Source organism: Halomonas alkalisoli, assembly GCF_021412585.1.
GTDB classification, from domain to species: domain Bacteria; phylum Pseudomonadota; class Gammaproteobacteria; order Pseudomonadales; family Halomonadaceae; genus Halomonas; species Halomonas alkalisoli.
Window position 1 is genome coordinate 1 of the sequence record NZ_JAKCMI010000030.1, and the last position, 23,560, is coordinate 23,560.

The window sequence follows — 23,560 nt, forward strand, 5'->3', positions numbered from 1 at the left end:
CCGATCCCGGTCTACGCCGAGATGAGCTCGATCAACCCGGTGTTCCTGCTGCCCGAGGCCTTGAAGGCGCGCGGCGACAAGATCGCCGAGGGCTTAGTCGCCTCGATGAACATGGGCGCCGGGCAGTTCTGCACCAACCCGGGGCTGGTGATCGCGGAGAAGGGGCCCGAACTCGATGCCTTCATCGAAGCCGCCGGCAGCGCCGTCAAGGGCAGCGCCGCCCAGACCATGCTCACCCCCGGCATCCACGGCGCCTATGCCGACGGCCTCGGGGCGCTGGCCGGTCATCCCAAGGTCCGCGAGATCGCTCGCGGCCAGAGTGGCGACGGCCCGTACCAGTGCCAGACCGGGCTGTTCGTGGCCAGTGCGGCGGACTTCCTCGCCGACGAGGCGCTGCAGGCCGAAGTCTTCGGCGCCACCTCGCTGGTGATCGAGTGCCAGGACGCGCAGGAGATGCAGCGCGTGGCGGCCCAGCTCGAAGGCCAGCTCACCGCTACCCTGCAGATGGACGACGGCGATCTCGCCGTGGCGAAAGGCCTGCTGCCCATTCTCGAGCGCAAGGCGGGGCGGATCCTGGCCAACGGCTGGCCCACTGGCGTGGAGGTGTGCCACGCCATGGTCCACGGCGGGCCCTACCCGGCGACGTCGGACTCCCGCACCACCTCGGTGGGCAGCGCGGCGATTTTCCGCTTCCTGCGCCCGGTGTGCTACCAGGCGCTGCCGGAAGGCTTGCTGCCGGAGCCGCTCAAGGACGGCAACCCCTGGGGTGTGTCGCGGCTGGTGGATGGCAAGCGCGAGGCCTGAAGCAGGGGAGTTCTCTATTGGCGGCCCGGGCAACCCGGCGCCGCCTTTTTTTGCCATAATGCCCGCACACTCCTGCGGAACCCTCGCCATGTCCTCCTCCTTTCACGATCGTCGTAACGGTCGGCCCACAGCGTCCCGCCCGCCTCAACCCTCCGGCCGTGAGAGTCGGCCTCGTGCCCCGAAGGCAGCGGTGGGCGAGGTGGCCTACCTCGAGGTAGTGACGGTCAACGAGACCGGTGCCTTCCTCGACTGGGGGCATCCGAGGGACCTGCTGCTGCCCTACGGTGAGCAGCGCTTCCGGCCCACGCCCGGCAAGCGGGTGCTGGTGATTATCTACGAGGATCAGCAGGGCCGGCCGGTGGCCTCCCAGAAGCTCGACCGATTCGTTCAGGACGAGGCCACCGGCTACGCCGCGGGAGATGAGGTCGTGCTGGTCATCGCCGACCGCACCGACCTCGGCTACAAGACGGTGGTCGACCATCGCTTCTGGGGCCTGCTCTACCAGGATGACGTGACCCGGCCGCTGCGTCGGGGCCAGCGTGTGCCCGGCTTCGTCAAGCGGCTGCGCGAGGATGGTCGCCTCGACCTTTCGCTGTTGCCGCCGGGGCCGGCTCGGCTCGATGTGGTGGGGGAGCAGGTGCTCAAGGCGCTGCGGGAAAGCGGCGGCTACCTGCCGCTCTCCGATGCCAGCCCGGCCCACGTGATCAAGGCCCGGCTGGGGGTGAGCAAGAATGCCTTCAAGCAGGCCATCGGGCGGCTCTACAAGCGCCGCCTGATCGTCATCGAGGCGAGCGGTATTCGCCTGGTGCCCGGGGCAACGAGCGACCCAGCCTGATCCCCGGATCGCCTGGATCGGTCTTCATCGAAGGGGCGCTCAGTCGAGCGCCTTGAACTCCTCCTCGTGCAGCCAGGCGGCGTGCTTGGGCGCCCGCTTGGTCCTGGACCACTCCTCGACCATGGCCGGGGCCACTTCCCGAAGCTGCTTCATCTGTGCCGGGGTGCCCTTCTCATAGGTCAGCTCCAGGCGATGCCCATTGGGATCGAAGAAGTAGATCGAGCGGATGATGCCGTGCTCGGTGGGGCCCAGCACCTTCACGCCCTTGCTCTCCAGCTCCTCCTTGGCCGCCAGCAGGGCGGCCTCATCGGCCACGCGGAAGGCGATGTGCTGGACCCACTCCGGGGTGTTGGGGTCGCGGCCCATGGGCGGTGAATTGGGGATCTCGAAGAAGGCCAGGATATTGCCGTTGCCCGCATCGAGGAACAGGTGCATGTAGGGGTCGGGTTCCTTGGTGGAGGGCACCCGGTCCTCGGCGATGGCGACCAGGAAGTCCATATTGAGCTTGTCCTGGTACCACTCGACGGTCTCCTTGGCATCGCGGCAACGATAGGCGACGTGATGAATCTGCTGGATATCGATCATGGCGTGGGTCTCTTGGCGGTGCGCTATAATAGTTTCAACTGAAACTAAATCTAGTGGCAGTGATTGATGAAGTCAAGCGCAACGCATCGGGTCCGCCTTGGTGTTGCCCTCGAGCCTGCGGCATACTTCGCCCACACCAATCCATTCGTGGAAGCCCGGAGCCGATGAGCAAGCCGAGTAGCAAGCCGACAAGCGAACGTGCCCTCAGGGTAGGGGTGGTGATGGATGCCATCGCCGACCTCACCTACAAGAAGGACACGACACTGGCCATGCTGTGGGCCGCCCAGGAGCGCGGCTGGTCGCTGCACTACATGGAGCAGGAGGACCTGTTCCTGAAGGATGGCCGCGCCCATGCGCGGATGCGCGACCTGACCGCCTTTCGCGACCCCGAGCGGTGGTATGCCCTGGGCGCACCGGAACCCACCCCGCTCGCCGAGCTCGACGTGATCCTGATGCGCAAGGATCCGCCGGTGGACAGCCACTTTCTCAACGCGGTGCACCTGCTGGGCTTCGCCGAACGCGAGGGCGTCCTGGTGGTCAACCCTACGGTGGCGCTGCTCGCCTGCAACGAGAAGCTCTTTGCCCAGGAGTTTCCGCAGTGCTGTACGCCGACCCTGGTCTCCTGCAGCGAGCCGGTGCTGCGCGACTTCCACGCCGAGCATGGCGACGTGATCTTCAAGCCACTGGACGGCATGGGCGGCAGCGGCATCTTCCACGTGCAGCCGGAAGGGCGAAACCTGGGGGCGATCATCGAGACGCTCACCGAGCGGGGCCAGCGACAGATCATGGCCCAGCGCTACATTCCCGAGATCAGGGATGGCGATACCCGCATCCTGTTGGTCGACGGTGAACCGGTGCCCTATGGCCTGGCCCGGGTGCCCATGGCCGGCGAGACCCGCGGCAACCTGGCCGCCGGGGGCACGGGCGTCACCCGTGAGCTGACCGCGCGCGACTATTGGTTGATCGAGCAGGTGCAGCCGATGATTCGCGAGCGGGGGCTGATGTTCGTTGGCCTCGACGTGATCGGCGACTACATCACCGAGATCAACGTCACCAGCCCCACCTGCGTGCGCGAGATCGATGACCAGCGTGGTACCGATATCGCCGGGCTGTTGATGGATGCCATCGAGCGACGCCTGGCGCGGTAACCCCATATCGCCACACATCCAGTACGAGGAGAGCCTGCGAATACCATGGCGGTCACCATCAGCGATCCCATCCGCTATGCTCCGGTCACGCGGTCCTATCGCCGCTGGCTGGCGCTCTCGGCTGCGCTGCTGCTGCATCTGGCCCTGATCGGTGTGGTGGCCAGCTTCCGGTTTGCGCCGGCTCCGGCGGAACGCTCGAGCCTGGATGTGGTGCTGGTGACGCAGCCCGCCGAGATACCGGTGGAGGCGGACGCCATGGCCGAGGCCGATCAGCAGGCTGCCGGGGAGCCTTCCGAAGAGGCTCCCGCCGAGTCGCGGGCGGCGGCCATGGAGGAGATACCCGTGCTGGAGGCGCCGGAGAGCGCGGTTGACCCGGCCACCACGGCGGAGCCGGAGCGTGCGGCTCAAAGCGAGACGGAGCCGGCCCCCGCTGAGGAGGCACCGCCGTCAGCGGAAGTGGCCCGTGATGAGAGCGCCGTTCCCGAACCCCGCGAAAGCGCTCCCCAGGCCAGCGAGTCGCCCACCGCGCCGGCCACGGCGGCCCCATCGGCATCGGGCCGCGACCTGCTGGCCCAGGCCACCAGCAGCATTCGCGAGCAGGGGCTGGCGCCCAGCGTGGAGGGCCCCTCCGCCGATTCGCAGCGGCCGGCGGCCCAGCGCGCCGCCGAGGCCCGCTATATCGACGACTGGACGCGACGGGTGGAGGACTATGGCAACCGGGTTCACCCGGCACCTCGCCACCTGGACGGACAGCTGCGCATCCGCGTGGTGATTGGACGAGATGGTCAGCTCCGTCAGGCGGAGGTGGTACAATCGTCAGGACATACCGAACTCGACCAGGCGGCACTGGATACCGTCCATGGCGCGGGCCCCTACCGGCCCTTCGACAGCGGCATGGGAGAGCTGGACAGCCTCTCCATTACCCGGGTCTGGCGGTTCGGACAAGGCAATCATTTCGGCGTGCGGTAGGGCCCTGGCACGAGCTGGGCCTGCCGTCCGGGAGTCACATGCAATCTGCGCAAAGCTTAGGCTTGAAACACCATTTTCTGATGGCGATGCCTCATCTGGAAGATCCGAATTTTGCCGGTTCTCTCAGCTACCTGTGTGACCATGACGAGAACGGCACCATGGGTGTTATCGTCAATCGGCCGCTGGATATCAGCCTGGATGCCCTGTTCGAGCAGCTGGAGCTTGAGGCGGAAGAGAGCCCACACCGCAATGCACCGGTCTACTATGGCGGACCCACGCACAAGGATCGCGGCTTCATCCTACATCGTGGCTCGAGCGAAGGCTGGGATTCCAGTATTCAGGTGGACAGCGATATCGCCCTGACCACCTCCATGGATATCCTGCTGGCGCTGGCGGCCGGCCGCGGACCGAAGGAGTTCCTCGTCTGCCTGGGCTGTGCCGGCTGGGAGGCGGGGCAGCTCGAGGCCGAGCTGCTCGACAACGCCTGGCTGACCGTGGAAGGGCGCGCCGACATCCTCTTCGAGGTACCGCCGGAGCAGCGCCTGACGGCCGCCGCCGGTATCCTCGGCGTGGACCTCAATTTGATGACGCGTGAAGCCGGCCATTCGTAATGGCCGAGGCTGGCAAGCGCCTGATCCTGGCCTTCGACTTCGGTACCCGGCGCATCGGCGTGGCAGTGGGCAACGAGATGATCGCCAGTGCCCGCCCCCTCGACTCGCTGCCGGCCCGCGACGGCATTCCCGACTGGAACCGGGTCACGCGCCTGGTGGAGGAGTGGCGGCCGGACCTGTTCGTGGTGGGGCTGCCGCTCAACATGGACGGTACCGAGTCGGCGATGAGCTTGCGGGCGCGCAAGTTCGGCAAGCGGCTCTACGGCCGCTATGGCAAACCCTGCGAGATGGTCGACGAGCGTGGTTCCACCCGGGAGGCCAAGGCCATCGCCCGCGAGGCGGGACACCTGCGTGATCGTGACAAGAGCTATCGCGACGACGGTGTCGACGGCATCGCGGCGGTATTGATACTCGAAAGCTGGTTCGCCCGCCAGGAGGGGTTGCCGGCGGGCTGATTCACCAGGACCGGCTCATTGCCTCATCCTGAAGACAGCGACTGTGTGCGCATCAATTCCTGGAACTCTGCGATGGCCGCGGCGGCGAATTCCGGGTCGTTGATATGCCAGGGGCCGCGGATCAGGCGACGCTCCGGCGTCTGCCGTACGGTGGCTTCCAGGGCCGCGAACAGAGCGGCGTCTGCCTCCGGGTCGTGGAAAGGCTGTCCCGGGGCATCCAGTGCCGAGACACCGCCTTCGGGCAGCAGGAAGCGCACCGGCCCCCGGCAACGATTCAGCTTTTCCCCGATCCAGCGTCCCATCTGCGCGTTCTCCTCGGCGGTCGTGCGCATCAGGGTGATCTGGGGATTGTGCTCGTAGACAAGCCGCTGTCGGTATTTCTCCGGTAACGTTTCCGGGCCGGCGAAATTGACCATATCGAGAGCACCGCAGGAGCCCACGTAAGGCAGGTCGGTCTGTCCCAGTACGTCCAGCCGTGTCTCGCCGGCACTGAAGATGCCGCCCATCAGCAGGTCGCAGATTTCGGTGGTGGTGATATCCAGCAGCCCTTTCAGCATGCCGCTCGCGGCCAGCTTCTCCATCGAGCGCCCACCGGTACCGGTGGCATGGAAGACCAGACAGTCGTACCCCGGCGATAGTGCCTCGGTGATCCTGTTCACGCATTGGGTGGTGACCCCGAACATGCTCAGGCCGATCGCCGGCTTGTCTTCGGCGACTTCGGGAATCCGGCCCTGGAGCATGCCGAGCAGCGCATGGGCGGCATTGCCCAGCACGCGACGCGAGATTCGGTTGAGCCCCGCCACGTCGGTCACCGAGTAGATCATGGCGATATCGCTGGGCCCGACGTAAGGCGCGACGTTGCTCGAGGCGATAGTGGAGACCATTACCTTGGGCACGCCGATGTCGAGGTCGCGCATGGCCGGCGTTATCAGCGCGGTGCCGCCGGAGCCGCCGATCCCGATGACGCCGCCGACATCAGCACGTTCCGCGAGAAAACGACGCAACGCCTCGGCCATCTGACCCACGGCCCGACCGCGGTCGTTGACGAAGACTGCCTTGGCGCCCTGAGGGTGACAGGCGGCTATCTGGCTGGCGGGAATGTCTGCCTCGGGTGCAGCGTTGCCGCCGGTGCCCACGTCGACGATCAGTGCCTCGGCCCCTGCCGCCCGCAGCAGGTCGCGCAGGTAGCATAGCTCCACGGCCTTGGTATCACAGGTGCCGATGATGAAGGCTTTCTGTCCCATGGTGCCTCCTGGCCGGCATGCGTCGCGCCGGCCTGATTGTTATCGGAATGGTAGCATCAGCCTTGGTAGCGCTCGGCGGCCCCTTCGAAGGCGAGCCGGAAGGTGTCCGACACCCGCTGCATGACATCCTCGCGATCGGCCTCGGCCACTTCGAACTCCGCCCACCATTCGCCGAAACACTGCCCGCTGGTGGTGATCGGCTTCAGGCGCATTTCCGCCACGTAGCCTTGTACCGGAAGGGCGGGGGCTTCGAGGATACGGTAGCAGCAGAGGTGGTCGCGGTCCGAGAGGGAGAGCAGCTCCTCGCGGATGTGATTGCCATCGTGGTCGTGGAAATGGCGTACGCAGCCGAGCTGGTCGGCGGGCTTGCCGTCCTCGATATAGCTCTTGGCGAAGAACGGGTGGTAGTCGGGCAGCCCGTTGAAATCGCGCAGCACGCGCCAGGCTTGCTCCAGGCTGATCGGCATTACGGCGCTGACGTAGACCCTGGTCATGGTGGCGTCTCCTTGAGTCGATCAGGCAATGGCCTTGAACCGGCGAATCTGTTCGGTGAGAGCAATTTCCGTTGGCAGGCGCTCCATGCTGGAGGCGCCGTAGAAGCCGTTGCAGTGCTCGCTCTGTTTCATGACATAGGTGGCATCCTCGGGGGTGGCAATGGGGCCGCCGTGACAGAGGATGATCACGTCCCGGCGCACGCGCCTGGCTGCCTCGGCCCAGTCATCGATCAGGCGCACCGATTCGTCGAGGCTCTTGGACGACTCAGCGCCGATGGTGCCGCCCACGGTGACGCCCATGTGCGCCACGATGATGTCGGCGCCCGCCTTCGCCATGGCCACGGCCTCGTCGGCCGAGAACACGTAGGGTGTGGTGAGCATGTCCATCTCGTGGGCCTGGCGGATCATGTCGACCTCGCTGCCGTAGGTGATGCCGGTCTCCTCCAGGCTGATGCGGAAGGTGCCGTCGATCAGGCCTACGGTGGGAAAATTCTGCACCCCCGAGAAGCCCAGCTCCTTCAGCTCACGCAGCAGCTTGGGCATGATCACGAAGGGGTCGGTGCCGTTGACCCCGGCCAGAACCGGGGTGTGCTTGACCACCGGCAGGACCTCCAGCGCCATCTCCTGAACGATCTGGTTGGCATTGCCATAGGCCAGCAGGCCGGCGGAAGAGGCGCGCCCCGCCATGCGGTAGCGCCCCGAGTTGTAGATGACGATCAAATCGATGCCGCCGGCTTCCTCGCACTTGGCCGAGATGCCGGTGCCGGCACCGCCGCCGATGATCGGCTGGCCGCGGGCGACCATGTCCTGGAAGCGGCTCATCAACTCCTGTCTATCGAAGGTGGGCATAGCGGTTCTCCTTGTGATCCATTTATCGATGATTGGTGTGGGGGCGCGAGTCGACCTTGGCGGCGGGCGCTGAGGGTCGGCGGGAGCGGAGCAGTTGGCCGAGCTGGCCCACCACCCCCTGGCGGAAGGTCAGTACGCAGGTCATGAACACCAGGCCGGTGATCACCGTGACCCAGGCACCGAACGGATCCAGGTAATGGTTGAGTGCCGAGACCAGGGCGGCCCCCACGGCAGGCCCGAACACCGTGCTCATGCCACCCATCAGCGTCATCAGGATGACGTCGCCGGAGGTGTGCCAGTGGGCGTCGTAGAGGGCCGCCAGCTGAAAGACGATCGCCTTGAGTGCGCCGGCGACGCCGGACAGGCCGGCCGAGATGGTGAAGACCAGTACCTTGTAGCGGGCCACGGGATAGCCCAGCGAGATGGCGCGGGGCTCATGCTCGCGGATGGCCCGCAGCACGTGGCCAAAGGGCGAGTTGACGGTGCGCCACACCAGCCACAGGCCGGCACCGACGATGCCCAGCACCACGTAGTAGAGCGCCGTGTCGTTGCGCAGGTCGACGATGCCCAGGAAGGTGCCGCGGGGAATGCGCTGCAGGCCGTCCTCGGCGCCGGTGAACGGCGCCTGCAGGAAGAAGAAGAACACCAGCTGCGACAGGGCCAGGGTGATCATGGCCAGATAGATGCCGCTGCGTCGGATGGCCAGAGCACCGATGATCGCGCCCAGCGCGGCGGCCACCAGGCCGCCGGCGAGAATGCCCAGCTCGGTGGGCACGCCATAGGCCTTGACCAGCACGCCCGTCACATAGGCACCGGTACCGAAGAAGGCAGCATGGCCGAAGGAGAGGATGCCGGTATGGCCCAGCAGCAGGTTGAAGGCGCATGCAAAGAGCACGAAGCATAGCGTCTTCATGACGAAGATAGAGTAGACCAGCTGCGGGAAGAAGGGCACCGCCAGCAGGGCCAGCAGCCCCAGGGCGAGCAGGGCAGAGGACAACGGTCGCATGCTCAGCCCTCCTCTCTACCGAAGAGGCCGGCCGGACGTAGCAGCAGCACCAGCACCATGACCAGGAAGACGATGGTGGAGGAGAACTCCGAATAGAACACCCGGGTGAAGCCCTCCACCACGCCGAGGCCCAGCCCGGTGACGATGGCCCCCATGATCGAGCCGAGCCCGCCGATGACCACCACGGCGAAGATGATGATCACCAGGCTCGAGCCCATGGAGGGGTTGACGTGGAAGATCGGGGCGGCAAGCACGCCGGCAAAGGCCGCGAGGCCCACGCCCACGCCATAGGTCAGGGTGATCAGCCGAGGCACGTTGACGCCGAAGGCCTGGGTCAGCTCGGAGCGCTCGGTGGCGGCACGCAGGTTGGCCCCCAGCGAGGTGCGCTCGATGACATACCAGGTGACCAGGCACAGCAGCAGTGCCGAGACGATCACGAAGCCACGATAGAGCGGCAGGATCATGAAGCCCAGGTTGATGGTGCCCCGCAGCTGTTCGGGCGTGGCGAAAGGCTGGCCGGAGGAGCCGAAGGCAACCCGGAAGCCTCCTTCCAGCACCAGCACCAGGCTGAAGGTGAGCAGCAGGCCGTAGATGGGGTCGAGCCCATAGAGGCGGCGCAGGAACAGGAACTCGAATGCCATGCCGAACAGCGCCACGAGCAGCGGGGCGAGGAGCAGAGTCATCCAGTAGTTGGCGCCCATGTACTGGGCCAGCAGGAAGGCGGTGAACGCCCCCACCATGAAGAAGGCGCCGTGGGCGAAATTGACGATCTTGAGCACGCCGAAGATGATCGCCAGCCCCAGGCTAAGAACCGCATAGAAGGAGCCGTTGACGATACCCAGCATGAGTTGGCCCATGAGGGCCTGTATGGGAATACCTAATATGTCCATTGTCACTTGCTCACAGGGCTAAGAGGGGGATGACAAATTACTGCGCTAGGCCATGCGGCGTTGAAATCAGCCTTAAAATGCTCATTTAACACCCGGTAAACTCCGCTTTTTCAGCCGATTTCGCCTTGCCTGGCCGTCGCTCGTGACATTTGTAAACACCCCTCTGACAAAGAGTGGAGGTTCGTGCCCGGCCATGGCCGGGCACGAATGGCAGGACATCAACTGCCATTGAGCAGGTGACAGGAACTCTTCTCCAGCGGCTGGAAGGCTTCCTCGCCGGGGATGGTGGTTACCAGGCGCATGAAGTCGTAGTCATACTCCGACTCGTCGGGCGACTTCACTTCCCACAGGTACTGGTCATGCACCATGCGGCCGTTGGGGCGGATATAGCCGCCAGAGGCGAAGAAATCGTTGATCTCCATCTCGCGCATTGCCTCGGAGACCGCGGTGGCGTCGTCGGTGCCGGCGGCCTCGACGGCGTTCAGGTAGTGCATGGTGGAGGAGTAGTTGCCGGCATGCGCCATGTTGGGCATGCGCCCGGTGCGCTCATAGAAGCGCTGGGAAAACTCGCGGGTCTCGTCGTTGGCATCCCAGTAGAAGGCATTGGTCAGCAGCAGGCCCTGGGCGGTCTCGAGACCCAGGCTGACGATGTCGTCATACCACAGCAGCAGGGCTGCCGGCCGCTGATCCGGGGTAACGCCGAATTCCGCCAGGGCGTTGATGGCGTTGATGGCATCCGCGCCGGTGGAGGCGATGCCGATGATTTCGGCGCCGGAGGCCTGGGCCTGCAGGGCGTAGGAGGAGAAGTCGGTGGTGTCGAGCGGGTGTCGTGCGGCACCAACCACCTGGCCGCCGGCCTCGCGTACCACCTCGGATACCTGCTCCTCGAGCCCGATGCCGAAGGCGAAGTCCACGGTGAGGAAGAACCAGGTGTCGCCACCGTCCTCGACGATCGACTTGCCGGTGCCGTGAGCCAGTGAGTATGCGTCGTAGGTGTAGTGCGTCACATAGGGCGAGCAGTAGTCGTTGGTCAGCCCGATGTTGGACGCCGAGTTGGAAATGGCGTGGCGCTGCTGCTCGTCGGCCACGGCGGCCACCGCCAGCGCGACCCCGGAGTTGGACAGGTCGTTGATCATGTCCACGCCGTCATTGTTGTACCACTCGCGGGCACGGCTGGCGCCGGTGTCGGCACGATTGCGGTGATCGCCATGGATGACCTCGATGGGCACGCCGTTGACCTCGCCACCGAAGTCCTCGACGGCCATTCGCACGGCCTCCACCGCCGCCTCGCCGGAAAGGTCGGTATAGATACCCGACATGTCGGTCAGCACGCCGATTCGCACCACGTCGTCGGAATAGCCTTCGCTTGCCATGGCACTGGAGAGGCCCCCCAGGCTCAGTACGGCGGAAGACACCATCAGGGTTTTCAAGGAGTTTTTGGCTGGCATTGTTTTCTCCTGTTCACTTTGGAAGTTATTGTTGTACTTTGCTCTGATTAGAACGTTCTTGTTTTCCATTGCCACTATCAGTTAGGGCCAATCAGGGCGATTACGCCATGGCTACAGAGCACGAACAGCTATCCGAAACACACATAGTCGGCGACGATACCCAGCAGTGGATCGTGCGCGCCGCGGACTGTCCCGTCCTCGAGCAGCGGCATATCTCCCACGTTGGCTTCGGTGATGCTGCGGTGCCCTACCGCATCGTTCGAACCCGGCTGAGCGGTGCCTATATCCACGGCTCTCTTGGTGGCGAAGGACGCATGCTGCTCGACGGGCGCTGGTGCACCATGCGGCGCAACATGATGTCCTTCGCCCCGGCCCACGCGCTGCACGCCTTCCACGCCGTACCGAAGAAGCGCTGGCAGTACTGCTGGCTGCGCTATCTGCCCAGCGCGCCACGCTCGGTGGTGGGCACCATTGCGCCGATCATGCAGGACTTCGATCCCGAGCCCATGAAGTACGCCATCCTGGGCCTCTACAGCGAGGTGTTCCACGGCCAGGGAGACCCGGCCAGCTGCGTGATGTGGGTCGACACCATCGAGCGCTACATCTCGCGCTTTGCCGACCCGTGGCGGCGCGATCCCCGTATCGTTGCCGTCTTCGATGCGGTGATGCCGACACTGGAGCGCCAGTGGAGCATCGAGGAGATGGCCGAGATCGCACATGTCAGCACCGAACACCTGCGACGCATCAGCCGCAAGGTATTCGGCCGCAGTCCGATGCAGCAGCTCACCCAGCTGCGCATGCAGCACGCATCGCATCTGCTGGCGACCAGCGATCTCCCCGTGGAGGAGATCGCCGGGCGAGTGGGGTATCAGAGTCCTTTCGCCTTCTCCAAGACCTTCAAGCGCATGAACGGTGTCTCGCCTTCGCGCTTTCGCCTGCACTCTCGTGACTGACCTCTTTCCTAGACGCCAAGGCGGGCCAGCAGGGCGTCGGCATCCTCCTCGATCCCCTTGCGGTCATAGCTCGCCGCCACCTGGCCGTGGTCGATCAGGTAGAAGTGGTCGGCCACGCTCATGGCGAAGCGCAGGTTCTGCTCCACCAGGAGGATGGTGTAGCCCTGCGCCTTGAGCTGGCGGATGGTGTCGCCGATCTGCTCGACGATGCTGGGAGCCAGCCCCTCGGTGGGCTCGTCGAGGAGGAGGAGTCTTGCTCCAGTACACAGGGTGCGGCCGATGGCCAGCATCTGCTGCTCACCCCCGGATAGCTTGGTGCCGGGGCTATGGAGTCTTTCACGCAGGTGCGGGAAAAGGTCCAGCACCTGTTCGGTGCTCAGGCCGTTGTCATTGACCCGCGCTGGCAGCTCGAGATGCTCCTTCACGTCCAGGGTGGCATAGATGCCGCGATCCTCGGGGCAGAAGGCCACGCCGTGCCGGGCGATGTGATAGGGACGCAGATCGATGGTCTCGGTGCCCTGCAGCCGGATGCTGCCGCGGCGGCGCGGCACGATGCCCATGATCGACTTCAGCGTGGTGGACTTGCCGGCGCCGTTTCGGCCCAGCAGGGTGACGACCCGCCCCGACGGCACATCCAGGTCGATACCGTGCAACACATGGCTTTCGCCGTACCAGGCATGAAGATCGCGAATGGCCAGCATGGGCTCGGGAGCGTGGACGGCTGCGACGTCAGTCATGGCGGGCTCCTCCGATATAGGATTCGATCACGCGCTCATCGCGCGAGACCGTGGCGTAATCGCCCTCCACCAGCACTTCGCCGCGGGCCAGCACGGTAATGCGGTCGCAGAGTTCGGCCACCACGCCCAGGTTGTGCTCCACCATGAGTACCGATCGACCCTCGGCCACGCGGCGGATCAGCGCGGCGGTGCGGCCTACGTCTTCGGCGCCCATGCCGGCGAGTGGCTCGTCGAGCAGCATCAGCTGAGGGTCGAGCGCCAGCGTGGTCGCGAGCTCCAGCGCACGCTTGCGACCGTATGGCAGCTCGGCGGCGGGGGTATCGGCCCAGGCCTCGAGCCCCACGTCCTCGAGCAGCGCCATGGCACGTTCCTGATGATGGTCGAGCCGGTGATGGGAGGCCCAGAAATCGTAGGACTCGCCGCGCTGTCGCTGCAGCGCCAGCTTGACGTTCTCGAGGGTCGTCAGGCGGCTGAAGACGGCGGATATCTGAAACGAACGGACCATGCCAAGCCGTGCCACCTGGTCCGGCTTGAGCCGGGTAATGTCGCGCCCCTGGTAGAAGATGCTGCCGGCACTGGGCTCGAGGAACTTGGTCAGCAGGTTGAAACAGGTCGTCTTGCCTGCACCGTTGGCGCCGATCATGGCATGTATGGTGCCGGGCTCGATACGAATGGAGATATCGCTGACCGCCTTGAAGCCCCGGAAGCTCTTGGTCAGGCCCCGGGTCTCGATAATTGCCTCTGCCATTGCACACTCCGCTATTGTTGTTGTCCGGTGTCGAGGCGACGGGATCGGCGTGATTGCATCGCGGCGCTCCGTCAGCTTCAGTGTTGTAGCAACAGAGGGGCTGTGCCATGGCCGCAGGGCACGTGAGGCTATCCAAAAGCCACATCATTGGCTCGGCTCGGCGTGCAGGGAGGCGGTAGACAACGAAAACCGGACCGCGAGGGGTCCGGTCGGAGAGACAGTAAGGTGAAGCCCAGGCCTCAGGTGGTCAGAACGCGTTCCTGGTCGTAGTGGGCGGCGATATCGCTGACCGAGATGCAGGTGTACTTGATGACGAAGAAGGCCAGGGTGGCGGGGCAGGAGAACGTCTCTTCGAACTGCTCCACCTGGGCGCCGCGGCCACGGGTGACGCTGGCCCGGTAGGTATCGCCGGCCTTGGTCAGCTTGACCTTGGCCTGGCTGTCGGCCTCCTGCTTCTCCAGCACCAGTTCCTGCTGCTTCGACAGCATCTCACCCAGCATCTTGCCGCCTTCGCGCTCCTCCGGCGTGGCCCAGACCTCCTGGTCCCGGTTGCCATACTGGTAGAGCATGATGATCGGCAGGACGGAGAAGATGGCACCGCTCAGCACCCAGGTCAGTTCGCCACCGGAGAGCCCACCGGTGAATACCGCCAGCAGCTGTACGACGATGCCGACGGCGAGCAGGCCGGCCAGCGGCCGCCACATGCGCGGATTGAGGAAGGGCTTGCCGAGGGTATGGCCCCAGAGCCCCGTTGCCACCAGGACGCCCACGCCGGTAGAGACCAGGGCCCACAGCGGCCCCCCGCCCACCAGCAGTGCAATGGCTCCCAACAGCACCAGCACGCTGTAGAAAACCGCCAGTAAAATGTACGCGCGATGCAGGTTCATGCGTAACGTCTCCTTGTTCCGGGTTGCCGGCCGGCAACGCCTGTTGTTGTCGTCGAACGCTTGGTGGCTAGCTGTATCTGGCGCCAGCTCTGTCGTCATGGGGGTGGCCGCGCCAAGGCTGCCCTTAGCTTCGCACATTCCTCGGCTGCGATCAGCATAGCGCTGACCAACGCTGTACGCACCGCGCAACGCAGCGATTTACCCGCGCAGACATTTATGCAGTGTTTCCCTAGTGATTGGCGTCGTCCACGCCGGTCTGCTCGGGCACGAACCAGCGCACGGGGCGCAGGTCCTTCTCGATCAGGTCCTCCACCCGGAGCAGGGCGGCAAAGATCGCCATGCGCATGGGAATGCCGTTGTCGGTCTGGCGAAAGATCGCCAGACGCGGGTCGCCGTTGAGGTCGACGTTGAGATCGTTGGCGCCGGGCCGGCTGTCACGGGGCAGCGGGTGCATGACGATGGTGGTGTCGTTGCAGCGCGCATCGAGGAAGTCGCGGCCCACGCTGAAGTCCTGCGAGACCCCGGCGAAGCTCTCGCTCATCTCCTCGGTGAAGCGCTCCTTCTGGATGCGGGTGGTGTAGACCACGTCCAGGTCGGAGAAGTCGCAGGCCAGGCTGTCGCGCTGTTCGACCCGGTGGCCCCGGGAGACGACCCGGTCGATCACATGGCTCGGCATCTCCAGGCCCGGCGGCGAGACCAGGGTGATGCGCATCGGGTCGTAGAGTGACAGCAGCTTGATCAGCGAATGGACGGTACGGCCGTACTTCAGGTCGCCGGTCAGCAGGATATGGGCCCCCGCCAGCTTCTTGCCCAGGCGTGCGAACTCCTTGTCGATGGTGTAGAGGTCGAGCAGCGCCTGGCTGGGGTGCTCGCCGGGGCCGTCGCCACCGTTGATCACAGGTACATGGGTGGCGGCGGCGAATTCGGCCACCGAGCCCTGTTCCGGGTGGCGCATGACGATGGCGTCGCAGTAGCCGCTCATCACCCGGCTGGTGTCGTAGAGCGACTCCCCCTTGGCCATGGAGGAAAAGGTGAAGCCGGTGGTGTCGCAGACGCTGCCGCCCAGCCGGCAGAAGGCCGCATTGAAGCTGACCCGGGTCCGGGTGCTGGCCTCGAAGAAGAGATTGCCGAGTACCGCCCCCTCCAGTACCCGGGTGACCTGCCGCCGCTGGGCGATGGGCTCCATGCGCGCCGCGACACGCAGCAGGTGATCGACATGGTCTCGGGTCAGGGGGTCGATGGAGAGCAGATGGGGACTCATCACAGGCCTCGGGTTGGCAACGGGAATGGCCGTAGTGTAACCCTCCATGCGGTCCGCATCACGGGCGAATGTCGCTGAATATCAGCGGCTACTGGCCGATCAGCTCGGCGAGGTGGCGCGCATGGGTGACCACCTCGTGGCTCGCCCGCTCGGTGTCCAGGTCGTCCATGGCGACCACGCCGATACACGCCTCCACACCGGCACGGAACTGGGGGGTGGCGATGGCGCTGGCCACGCCCACGGCGCCACGCTGAAGCTGGCCACGCGTCAGGCTGAAGCCGTCGGTACGGGCCTGGCGTACCGCCTCGCTGTCATCCTTGCGGGGTGGACGCCCGGCCAGGATGGCAATCCCCGCCGCCCCCTGGGTCAACGGATGGCGGCTGCCCACCCGGTAGCCGACTCGCAGCAGCCCCTCGTCGGGCTCCGCCACCAGGAGCACCACGCACTCCTCCCCCTGGGCGACCGAAATGAACGCCGTGGCCCGGGTCGCCTTGGCCAGCGCCTGCAGCAGCGGCTGGGCCACCGCACGCAGCTGCGGTTCGAAGCGCGAGGCGAGCAGGGCGACACCCGCCCCCAGGCGAATCGGCCCCTCGCTGGTGCGAGTGACCAGGGCGTGGCTCTCCAGGGTGGCGACGATGCGATAGGCGATGGCGCGATGCACGTCCAGTTGCCTGGCGAGTTCGGCAATCGTCATGCCTTCGCTGTGCTCGGCGATCAGCGCGAGGGCGCTCAGGCCACGATCCAGGGTCTGCAGGGTAGTGGACATCGGCGGCGGTACCTCGGATGGCGAGTGGCACTGCAATGGTAGCGCAGCGGCACCAGGGTTTGACGCGACGAGAGAAACTGCCTATTTTCTCCACTGAGTTCGTTAAACGATACCATGTGTGCGATAAAAGTAAATAAACCATGGCACACGCCGTCGAGAAACCAGACCGTTCACCTGGAGCCACCATGACGCCAGTTTCCCATCGTGCCGAAGCGGGCGGTTGCCCCTTCCATCAGGCGAGCCGGGAAGAAGCGGTATCGCCCACGGGCTGCCCCGTCTCGGCTGCCGCTGCCGCCTTCGATCCCTTCGAGGCGCCCTACCAGCTCGACCCCGCCGAGGCGCTGCGCTGGTCCCGTGAGCAGGAGCCGGTCTTCTACAGCCCCAGGCTCGGCTACTGGGTCGTGAGCCGCTACGACGACATCAAGGCGATCTTCCGCGATAACCACACCTTCTCGCCGTCGATCGCCCTGGAAAAGATCACCCCGGCGAGCAAAGAGGCCCAGGCGGTGCTCGAGCGCTACGACTACGGCATGAACCGTACCCTGGTGAACGAGGACGAGCCGGCCCACATGGCGCGGCGGCGCGAGCTGCTCGAGGCCTTCTCCCCCGAGGCGCTCGAGACCCACGCGCCCATGGTGCGCCGCCTGGTGCGCGAGAAGCTCGACGCCATCGTCGACCGCGGCCGCGCCGACCTGGTTGCCGAGATGTTCTGGGAGGTCCCGCTGACCGTGGCGCTGCACTTCCTCGGCGTGCCCGAGGAGGACATGGAGCAGCTGCGCCGCTTCTCGGTGGCCCATACCCTCAATACCTGGGGGCGGCCTTCGCCCGAACAGCAGGTCGAGGTAGCCGAGGGCGTCGGCAAGTTCTGGCAGTACTCCGGTGAGGTGCTCGAGAAGATGCAGCGCCAGACCCAGGGGAAGGGCTGGATGTACGATATGATCGAGAAGAATCGGCAGAAGCCCGATGTCGTCACCGACAATTACCTGCACTCGATGATGATGGCGATCATCGTCGCCGCCCACGAGACCACGGCGCTGGCCACCGCCAACGCCTTCCGCCAGCTGCTCTCGCGCCCGGCGGTGTGGGACGAGCTGTGCGACAACCCCGAGCTGATCCCCGCGGCGGCCGAGGAGTGCCTGCGCCACTCCGGTTCGGTGGTGGCCTGGCGGCGGCGGGCTACCCGAGAGGTGGCGGTGGGCGGTGTGACCATTCCCGAGGACGGCAAGATCCTGATGGTCACGGCCTCGGGCAATCACGACCCGAGCCACTTCGAAAACCCCGACGAACTCGACATCTACCGCGACAATGCCGTCGACCACCTGACCTTCGGCTACGGCAGCCACCAGTGCATGGGCAAGAACCTGGGGCGCATGGAGATGCGCATCTTCCTTGAGGAGTTCACCCGGCGGCTGCCGCACCTGGAACTCGAGGAGCAGGCGTTCACCTTCCTGCCCAATACCTCGTTCCGCGGCCCCGAGGCGCTGTGGGTGCGCTGGGACCCGGCAAAGAACCCCGAGCGACAGGATCCCGCCGTGCGCACTGCCCAGCGGGATTTTCCGGTAGGGGCGCCGGAGGCCCACAGTATCGTGCGGCGAGTTCGCGTGACCCGCGCCGAGCCAGAGGCCGAGGGCGTGCTCGGCGTGACCCTGACCGACCCCGCCGGGCGCGACCTGCCGGCGTGGACGCCGGGATCGCATCTCGACGTGGTGCTGCCCATCGGCGAGGCGCGCAAGTATTCGCTGTGCGGCTCGCCAGATGCCGGCGACTGGCGCATCGCCGTGCTGAACGAGGAGGCCGGCCGTGGCGGCTCGCGCTGGATGCATGAGTCGGTCCGTGAGGGCATCGAGCTGCGGGTGCGCGGGCCCAAGAACCACTTCCGCCTCGATGAATCGGCGCAGCACTACGTGCTGATTGCCGGCGGCATCGGCATCACCCCGATCATCGCCATGGCCGACCGTCTCAGGCGGCTGGGCAAGTCCTATGAGCTGCACTACGCGGGGCGCTCCCGTTCCAGCATGGCCTTTATCGAACGGCTCGAGCGCGATCATGGGGAGGCCCTGCACCTCTACCCCAAGGACGAGGGGTGCCGTCTCGATCTGGCCGGGCTGCTCGCCGAACCGCGCGAGGATACCCTGCTCTACGCCTGCGGCCCGGAGCGGTTGCTCACAGCGCTGGAAGCCGGCACCGCCCACTGGCCGGAGGGCAGTCTTCACGTGGAGCATTTCACCGCCGAGGGTGCACTGCTCGATCCGAAGAACGAGCACGCCTTCGAGGCCGAGCTCACCGACTCCGAGCTCACCGTGGCGGTGCCACCGGACAGGACGCTGCTCCAGGCCCTGCGCAGCGCCGGGATCGACGTGCCCAGTGACTGCGAGGAGGGCCTGTGCGGCTCCTGCCAGGTCGAGGTGGTCGAGGGCGAGATCGACCATCGCGACAAGGTGCTCACCGCCGCCGAGCGGGCCGGCCAGGATCGGCTGATGAGCTGTTGCTCAAGAGCCAAGGGCAAGAAGCTGGTGCTGGCCCTTTGACCCAGAAAAACCATAACGCAGAAAAAACGTACGCCAATCCTGACAATCGGGACTCACGAGGAACGACAATGAAAATGCACAAGCTCGCGACACTGACGACACTCACCGCGCTCTCTCTCGGCGCCTTCCAGGGCGCCGCCGCCACCGAGCTGCAGGTCAGCACCTGGGCCGGGCCCAACCACGGCGTCAACACCATCGTCTGGCCGACCTGGGCCAGCTGGGTCGAGGAGGCCACCGAAGGCCGCGTCACCGTCAACGTGGTGCACGACATGGGCCCGCCGGGAGCGCAGATGGAGCTGATCGCCGATGGCGTGGCCGACGTCACCTGGCTGTTCCACGGCCTCATGCCGGGGCGCTTCGAGCTGACCAAGCTGCCCGAGCTGCCCACCTTCGAGGACTTCCCGTCCGAGCACGCCTCGGTGGCCTACTGGCGGACCCATAAGGAGTACTTCGCCGAGGCCGGCGAGCATCGCGGCGTCGAGGTGATCGGCCTGGGGGTACACGGCCCGGGCACGCTGTTCCTCGACGAGTCGATCGACAGCCTCGATGACCTCGACGGCAAGCGCGTCCGCATCGGCGGCGGCGTGATGGCCGACATCTCCAACGCCCTGGCGCTGACCGGCGTGGCGCTGCCGCCGGCGGGCACCTACGAGGCCGCCACCCAGGGGGTGGTCGATGGCGCCATGCTGACGCTGGAGGGCCTCAAGAGCTTCCGCCTCGCCGAGGTGCTGCCCTACACGGTGCAGATGCCGGGTGGCTTCTACCGCGGCAGTTTCTCGCTGGTGATCAACCCCGACACCTGGGCCTCGCTCTCCGAGGAGGATCGCGAGGCGATCGAGAGCGTCTCCGGTGAGCGGCTGTCCCGCCTGTTCGGCTACATGATGGACGTGGTCGACGTGCGCGGCATCGAGTTCGCCGAACAGCAGGGCAACACCTTCATCGAGCTGCCGGCCGAGGAGGTCGATCGCTTCCAGCAGATGGCGGCGGAACTGCCGGGCAAGTGGAAGGCAGAGGCGGAACAGAAGGGCGTCGACGGGGAGGCCGCCCGTGCCTACTTCCTCGAGCAGCTCGAGGCGGTCGGTGAGGAAGAGGGGCTCGCTGCCGACGAGGTGATCGACCCCGAGGCCTGATCCCGGCTAGCCAGCGACCGACCTGCGAGCACGGCCAATGGCCGTGCTCGCTGCGTTACGGCAGTCGCCGATTGATTTTGTTTCATTTGAAACTATTTTGATCCGTGTCAATGTCGGGAGAGGGCCAGGGGACGATACTGTCGGAAACGTACCTGACGGGAGAGTCCTCATGAATCACACACCGAAGTCATCGCGTAGCTCATGGTGGGATCGTCTCTGTGAACGCACCTATCGTGCCACCACCCCTCGGCTGGTGCGCGAGATCGAGGCGGAATCGCCCGGTGCCTATAGCGAGATGCTCCAGGACCTGAAGATGCCTCTCGAGCCGGCTTTCGAACGTGAAGTCGCAAGGCATATCGACCATGGCGGCTTTCGCGCCTTCGTGCCGGCCGATACCCTGATGCCGGCCATGCTGCAGCGGTTCGGCCTAAACAAGGCGACCGTTGCCGCGCATGTCAGCTATCCGAGCCTGCGTGGCAACTGCAACGCCTGTCCGGTGGCCGGCTACTGCTGGCACGCCATGCGCCGCGACGCCGGCGTCGATGAGTGCCGCGCCTTCTGCCCCAACGCCGCGGCCTTCGATCGCCAGGCCGAGCTGACCTGAAGGCCAGGCCGATTCAACGATTCCATTCCAAATATTCCTGCTAAGTGGCTGCTGGCGTTACGCGCCGGCAGGCCATTTGCCATCGGCTTCCTTGGCCTGCGCGTCGAGGTGCTCGAGGATCCACTCGATGAACCCCTTCACCTTGGCCTGTTCCGCCTTGTACTCGGGGTAGGCCAGGTAGTAGGCATCGCGACTGGTCAGCGAGAACGCCCAGGGAATGATCAACTGTCCTGCCTTCAGTTCCTCCTCGGCCAGGAAGCGTGGCACCAGCGCCACGCCGCAACCCGCCCGGGCTGCCCCTAGCGACATGGAGAACGTATCGAATCGCGGGCCGTGATAGCTGTGCTCGGTATAGGCCCCTTGGGCGGCAAACCAGTCGTGCCAGGCCTCCGGACGGGTAGCGCTCTGCAGCAGCACCAGTTCGGTCAGCGCCAGGGGGTCCCCGATCCCGCCCTTCGGCACCACCGATGGGGCGCAGACAGCCACGACTTCCTCATCGAGCAGCTTGATGCACTCGGCCTTCGGCCATGCACCATGGCCGAAGAAGAAGGCGACATCGACGCGCTCATCCTCGAGGTCGAAGGGCTCCATCCGGTTGCTGATGTTCAGGTAGACATTGGGATGGCGAAAACGAAAGCCATTGAGCCGGGGGATCAGCCAGCGGGCGCCGAAGGTCGGCAGCGTGGTGACGTTGAGCACCTCGCTCTGGCCGCCGTAGGACTGCATGTAGCGGGTCGACATCTCGACCTGGGCGAGGATCTTGCGCACCTCGGTCAGGTAGAGCGAGCCCTCGGGGGTAACCTGCAGGCGCTTGCGGACGCGGCGGAACAGCGGATGCTCGAGCACCGACTCGAGCTGGGCCACCTGCTTGCTGACCGCGCTCTGGGTCAGGCTCAGTTCATCGGCGGCGCGGGTGAAGCTGAGGTGGCGGGCCGAAGCCTCGAAGCACTGCATGGCGGTGAGGGTCGGCAGGTGGCGGCGGCTCATTTCAGTACCCAATCGGAAAAAAAGGAATGACCTTCGTATAAAACGTCGTTTGAGGCAGGTCAATCACGACGGCAATACTGCTTGCGATCATCATGTTCATAACGAGTCGCAGGAGGAGGAAGAATGATCGATGCCGTCATGAGGCGCCTCGGTGTGCCCGAGACCCTGTACCGCCAAGGCGACTACCCCGTCACCTCCCCTACCGACGGCGCCGAGATCGGCCGCATCGCGCTCGAGGGAACGGACGCGGTCGAGTCCCGTATCGCCCGTGCCCAGCAGGCCTTCGAGCAGTGGAGCCGGGTGCCGGCGCCCCGCCGCGGCGAGCTGGTCCGCCTGTTCGGCGAGCAGCTGCGTCGCCACAAGGAGGACCTCGGTACCCTGGTGACCCTGGAGTGCGGCAAGATCCTGCAGGAAGGCCTCGGCGAGGTGCAGGAGATGATCGACATCTGCGACCTGGCGGTCGGTCAGTCGCGTCAGCTCTACGGCTTGACCATCGCCTCCGAGCGCCCCGGGCACCATATGCGTGAGAGCTGGCATCCGCTGGGCCCGGTCGGCCTGATCACCGCCTTCAACTTCCCGGTCGCCCCCTGGGCCTGGAACGCCGCCCTGGCCCTGGTGTGCGGCGACAGCCTGCTGTGGAAGCCCTCCGAGAAGACCCCGCTCAGCGCCCTGGCCTGCCAGGCCCTGCTCGAGCGCGCCATGACTGAGTTCGGCGACGAGGCCCCGGCGGATCTCAGCCAGGTCATTCTCGGCGACCGCGAGGCCGGTGAGCGCCTGGCCGACGACCCCCGCGTCCCCCTGATCAGCGCCACCGGCAGCACCCGCATGGGCCGCGAGGTCGCGCCGCGGGTTGCCGCCCGCTTCGGGCGCAGCATCCTGGAGCTCGGCGGCAACAACGCCATGATTCTAGCGCCCAGCGCCGACCTGGACATGGCCGTGCGCGCGATTCTCTTCTCGGCCGTGGGTACCGCCGGCCAGCGCTGCACCACCCTGCGCCGCCTGATCGTCCATGAGTCCATTCGCGACGAGGTGCTCGAGCGGGTGAAGACGGCCTACACGGGCATCAGCATCGGCGACCCCATGGCGGGGAACCTCGTCGGGCCGCTGATCGACGCCCAGGCCTATGACCAGATGCAGTCCGCCCTGGATCGGGCTCGTCAGCAGGGGGCCCGGGTATTCGGCGGCGAACGCCAGCTGGCCGAGACCTACCCCAACGGCTACTACGTGGCCCCGGCCATCGTCGAGGTCCCAGGCCAGGACGAGCTGGTCAAGAACGAGACCTTCGCCCCGATTCTCTACGTCATGGGCTATCGCGACTTCGACGAGGCGCTGGCGCTGAACAACGGCGTGCCCCAGGGCCTGTCGTCGTGCGTCTTCACCACCGACGTACGCGAAGCCGAGGCCTTTGTCTCCGACCAGGGCAGCGACTGCGGGATCGCCAACGTCAATATCGGCCCCAGCGGCGCCGAGATCGGCGGCGCCTTCGGCGGCGAGAAGGAGACCGGTGGCGGGCGTGAGTCAGGTTCGGACGTGTGGAAGAGCTACATGCGCCGTCAGACCAACACCGTCAACTACTCCCGCGAGCTGCCCCTGGCCCAGGGTATCCGGTTCGACTGACCCG

The 23,560-nt window shown here is 65.8% G+C and carries 24 protein-coding genes; 11 read left to right on the plus strand and 13 right to left on the minus strand.

What is annotated here, in order from left to right; all coding sequences use genetic code 11:
* Nucleotides 1-804 (plus strand): aldehyde dehydrogenase family protein (locus LY622_RS14560; protein WP_234291563.1); only part of this gene is annotated, 804 nt, incomplete at its 5' end.
* 88 nt (nucleotides 805-892) lie between these two features.
* Complete coding sequence (locus tag LY622_RS14565; protein ID WP_223137484.1) at nucleotides 893-1,639, plus strand: CvfB family protein; 747 nt, start codon at nucleotides 893-895, stop codon at nucleotides 1,637-1,639.
* A gap of 39 nt (nucleotides 1,640-1,678) precedes the next feature.
* On the opposite strand, the gene LY622_RS14570 is transcribed toward LY622_RS14565, so the two are convergent.
* Nucleotides 1,679-2,224, minus strand: coding sequence for a VOC family protein (locus LY622_RS14570; RefSeq protein ID WP_223137485.1), 546 nt, complete (start codon nucleotides 2,222-2,224; stop codon nucleotides 1,679-1,681).
* A 164-nt stretch (nucleotides 2,225-2,388) separates the two neighbouring features.
* Here LY622_RS14570 and gshB point away from each other — a divergent pair, with 164 nt between their 5' ends.
* The 4 genes from gshB to ruvX are packed head-to-tail and all read left to right on the plus strand — an operon-like array spanning nucleotide 2,389 to nucleotide 5,407.
* Nucleotides 2,389-3,372, plus strand: coding sequence for a glutathione synthase (gene gshB, locus LY622_RS14575; RefSeq protein WP_234291564.1), 984 nt, complete (start codon nucleotides 2,389-2,391; stop codon nucleotides 3,370-3,372).
* Between the two features lie 45 nt (nucleotides 3,373-3,417).
* On the plus strand, nucleotides 3,418-4,341 hold the full coding sequence (locus LY622_RS22565) for an energy transducer TonB (RefSeq protein WP_305038587.1): 924 nt from the start codon (nucleotides 3,418-3,420) through the stop codon (nucleotides 4,339-4,341).
* 38 nt (nucleotides 4,342-4,379) lie between these two features.
* Complete coding sequence (locus LY622_RS14585; RefSeq protein ID WP_066445876.1) at nucleotides 4,380-4,952, plus strand: YqgE/AlgH family protein; 573 nt, start codon at nucleotides 4,380-4,382, stop codon at nucleotides 4,950-4,952.
* Nucleotides 4,952-5,407 carry a Holliday junction resolvase RuvX gene (ruvX, locus tag LY622_RS14590; protein WP_234291565.1) on the plus strand — a complete coding sequence of 152 codons (456 nt, stop codon included), beginning with the start codon at nucleotides 4,952-4,954 and terminating at the stop codon, nucleotides 5,405-5,407. The genes LY622_RS14585 and ruvX overlap by 1 nt, the downstream gene beginning before the upstream one ends.
* A 23-nt stretch (nucleotides 5,408-5,430) precedes the next feature.
* On the opposite strand, the gene LY622_RS14595 is transcribed toward ruvX, so the two are convergent.
* The 6 genes from LY622_RS14595 to LY622_RS14620 all read right to left on the minus strand — a co-directional run bounded on the left by LY622_RS14595 (nucleotide 5,431) and on the right by LY622_RS14620 (nucleotide 11,338).
* The gene (locus LY622_RS14595) at nucleotides 5,431-6,651 is read right to left on the minus strand and encodes a Tm-1-like ATP-binding domain-containing protein (protein WP_234291566.1); all 1,221 of its coding nucleotides are present in this window, start codon (nucleotides 6,649-6,651) and stop codon (nucleotides 5,431-5,433) included.
* A gap of 56 nt (nucleotides 6,652-6,707) precedes the next feature.
* The gene (locus LY622_RS14600; RefSeq protein WP_234291567.1) at nucleotides 6,708-7,145 is read right to left on the minus strand and encodes an SRPBCC family protein; all 438 of its coding nucleotides are present in this window, start codon (nucleotides 7,143-7,145) and stop codon (nucleotides 6,708-6,710) included.
* 21 nt (nucleotides 7,146-7,166) lie between these two features.
* Complete coding sequence (locus tag LY622_RS14605; RefSeq protein ID WP_234291568.1) at nucleotides 7,167-7,994, minus strand: phosphoenolpyruvate hydrolase family protein; 828 nt, start codon at nucleotides 7,992-7,994, stop codon at nucleotides 7,167-7,169.
* A gap of 22 nt (nucleotides 7,995-8,016) precedes the next feature.
* Nucleotides 8,017-9,000 (minus strand): branched-chain amino acid ABC transporter permease, encoded by a 984-nt coding sequence (locus LY622_RS14610; RefSeq protein WP_234291569.1) that lies wholly within the window; start codon nucleotides 8,998-9,000, stop codon nucleotides 8,017-8,019.
* Nucleotides 9,001-9,002: 2 nt separating this feature from the next.
* Complete coding sequence (locus tag LY622_RS14615) at nucleotides 9,003-9,890, minus strand: branched-chain amino acid ABC transporter permease (protein ID WP_234291570.1); 888 nt, start codon at nucleotides 9,888-9,890, stop codon at nucleotides 9,003-9,005.
* A 218-nt stretch (nucleotides 9,891-10,108) separates the two neighbouring features.
* Nucleotides 10,109-11,338, minus strand: a complete 1,230-nt coding sequence (locus tag LY622_RS14620; RefSeq protein WP_234291571.1) for an ABC transporter substrate-binding protein — start codon at nucleotides 11,336-11,338, stop codon at nucleotides 10,109-10,111.
* Nucleotides 11,339-11,445: 107 nt separating this feature from the next.
* Between LY622_RS14620 and LY622_RS14625 the strand changes: the two genes are divergently transcribed.
* Nucleotides 11,446-12,291 carry a helix-turn-helix transcriptional regulator gene (locus LY622_RS14625; RefSeq protein WP_234291572.1) on the plus strand — a complete coding sequence of 282 codons (846 nt, stop codon included), beginning with the start codon at nucleotides 11,446-11,448 and terminating at the stop codon, nucleotides 12,289-12,291.
* Nucleotides 12,292-12,299: 8 nt separating this feature from the next.
* On the opposite strand, the gene LY622_RS14630 is transcribed toward LY622_RS14625, so the two are convergent.
* The 5 genes from LY622_RS14630 to LY622_RS14650 form a co-directional block, all read right to left on the minus strand.
* Nucleotides 12,300-13,028, minus strand: coding sequence for an ABC transporter ATP-binding protein (locus LY622_RS14630; protein ID WP_234291573.1), 729 nt, complete (start codon nucleotides 13,026-13,028; stop codon nucleotides 12,300-12,302).
* The gene (locus tag LY622_RS14635; RefSeq protein WP_234291574.1) at nucleotides 13,021-13,776 is read right to left on the minus strand and encodes an ABC transporter ATP-binding protein; all 756 of its coding nucleotides are present in this window, start codon (nucleotides 13,774-13,776) and stop codon (nucleotides 13,021-13,023) included. The genes LY622_RS14630 and LY622_RS14635 overlap by 8 nt, the downstream gene beginning before the upstream one ends.
* Before the next feature lie 239 nt (nucleotides 13,777-14,015).
* Complete coding sequence (locus LY622_RS14640; protein WP_234291575.1) at nucleotides 14,016-14,663, minus strand: hypothetical protein; 648 nt, start codon at nucleotides 14,661-14,663, stop codon at nucleotides 14,016-14,018.
* Nucleotides 14,664-14,892: 229 nt separating this feature from the next.
* On the minus strand, nucleotides 14,893-15,924 hold the full coding sequence (gene pyrB, locus LY622_RS14645; RefSeq protein ID WP_234291576.1) for an aspartate carbamoyltransferase: 1,032 nt from the start codon (nucleotides 15,922-15,924) through the stop codon (nucleotides 14,893-14,895).
* A gap of 88 nt (nucleotides 15,925-16,012) precedes the next feature.
* Nucleotides 16,013-16,690 carry an IclR family transcriptional regulator gene (locus LY622_RS14650; RefSeq protein ID WP_234291577.1) on the minus strand — a complete coding sequence of 226 codons (678 nt, stop codon included), beginning with the start codon at nucleotides 16,688-16,690 and terminating at the stop codon, nucleotides 16,013-16,015.
* 185 nt (nucleotides 16,691-16,875) lie between these two features.
* On the opposite strand from LY622_RS14650, the gene LY622_RS14655 reads away from it, so the two are divergent.
* The 3 genes from LY622_RS14655 to LY622_RS14665 all read left to right on the plus strand — a co-directional run bounded on the left by LY622_RS14655 (nucleotide 16,876) and on the right by LY622_RS14665 (nucleotide 20,952).
* Nucleotides 16,876-19,218, plus strand: coding sequence for a cytochrome P450/oxidoreductase (locus tag LY622_RS14655; protein ID WP_234291578.1), 2,343 nt, complete (start codon nucleotides 16,876-16,878; stop codon nucleotides 19,216-19,218).
* A 74-nt stretch (nucleotides 19,219-19,292) separates the two neighbouring features.
* On the plus strand, nucleotides 19,293-20,348 hold the full coding sequence (locus LY622_RS14660; RefSeq protein WP_234291667.1) for a TRAP transporter substrate-binding protein: 1,056 nt from the start codon (nucleotides 19,293-19,295) through the stop codon (nucleotides 20,346-20,348).
* Between the two features lie 169 nt (nucleotides 20,349-20,517).
* The gene (locus LY622_RS14665; RefSeq protein WP_234291579.1) at nucleotides 20,518-20,952 is read left to right on the plus strand and encodes a hypothetical protein; all 435 of its coding nucleotides are present in this window, start codon (nucleotides 20,518-20,520) and stop codon (nucleotides 20,950-20,952) included.
* Nucleotides 20,953-21,009: 57 nt separating this feature from the next.
* Here LY622_RS14665 and LY622_RS14670 read toward each other — a convergent pair whose 3' ends face one another.
* On the minus strand, nucleotides 21,010-21,939 hold the full coding sequence (locus LY622_RS14670; protein WP_234291580.1) for a LysR family transcriptional regulator: 930 nt from the start codon (nucleotides 21,937-21,939) through the stop codon (nucleotides 21,010-21,012).
* Nucleotides 21,940-22,062: 123 nt separating this feature from the next.
* Here LY622_RS14670 and amaB point away from each other — a divergent pair, with 123 nt between their 5' ends.
* Nucleotides 22,063-23,556, plus strand: a complete 1,494-nt coding sequence (gene amaB, locus LY622_RS14675; protein ID WP_234291581.1) for an L-piperidine-6-carboxylate dehydrogenase — start codon at nucleotides 22,063-22,065, stop codon at nucleotides 23,554-23,556.
* Nucleotides 23,557-23,560: the final 4 nt, after the last annotated feature.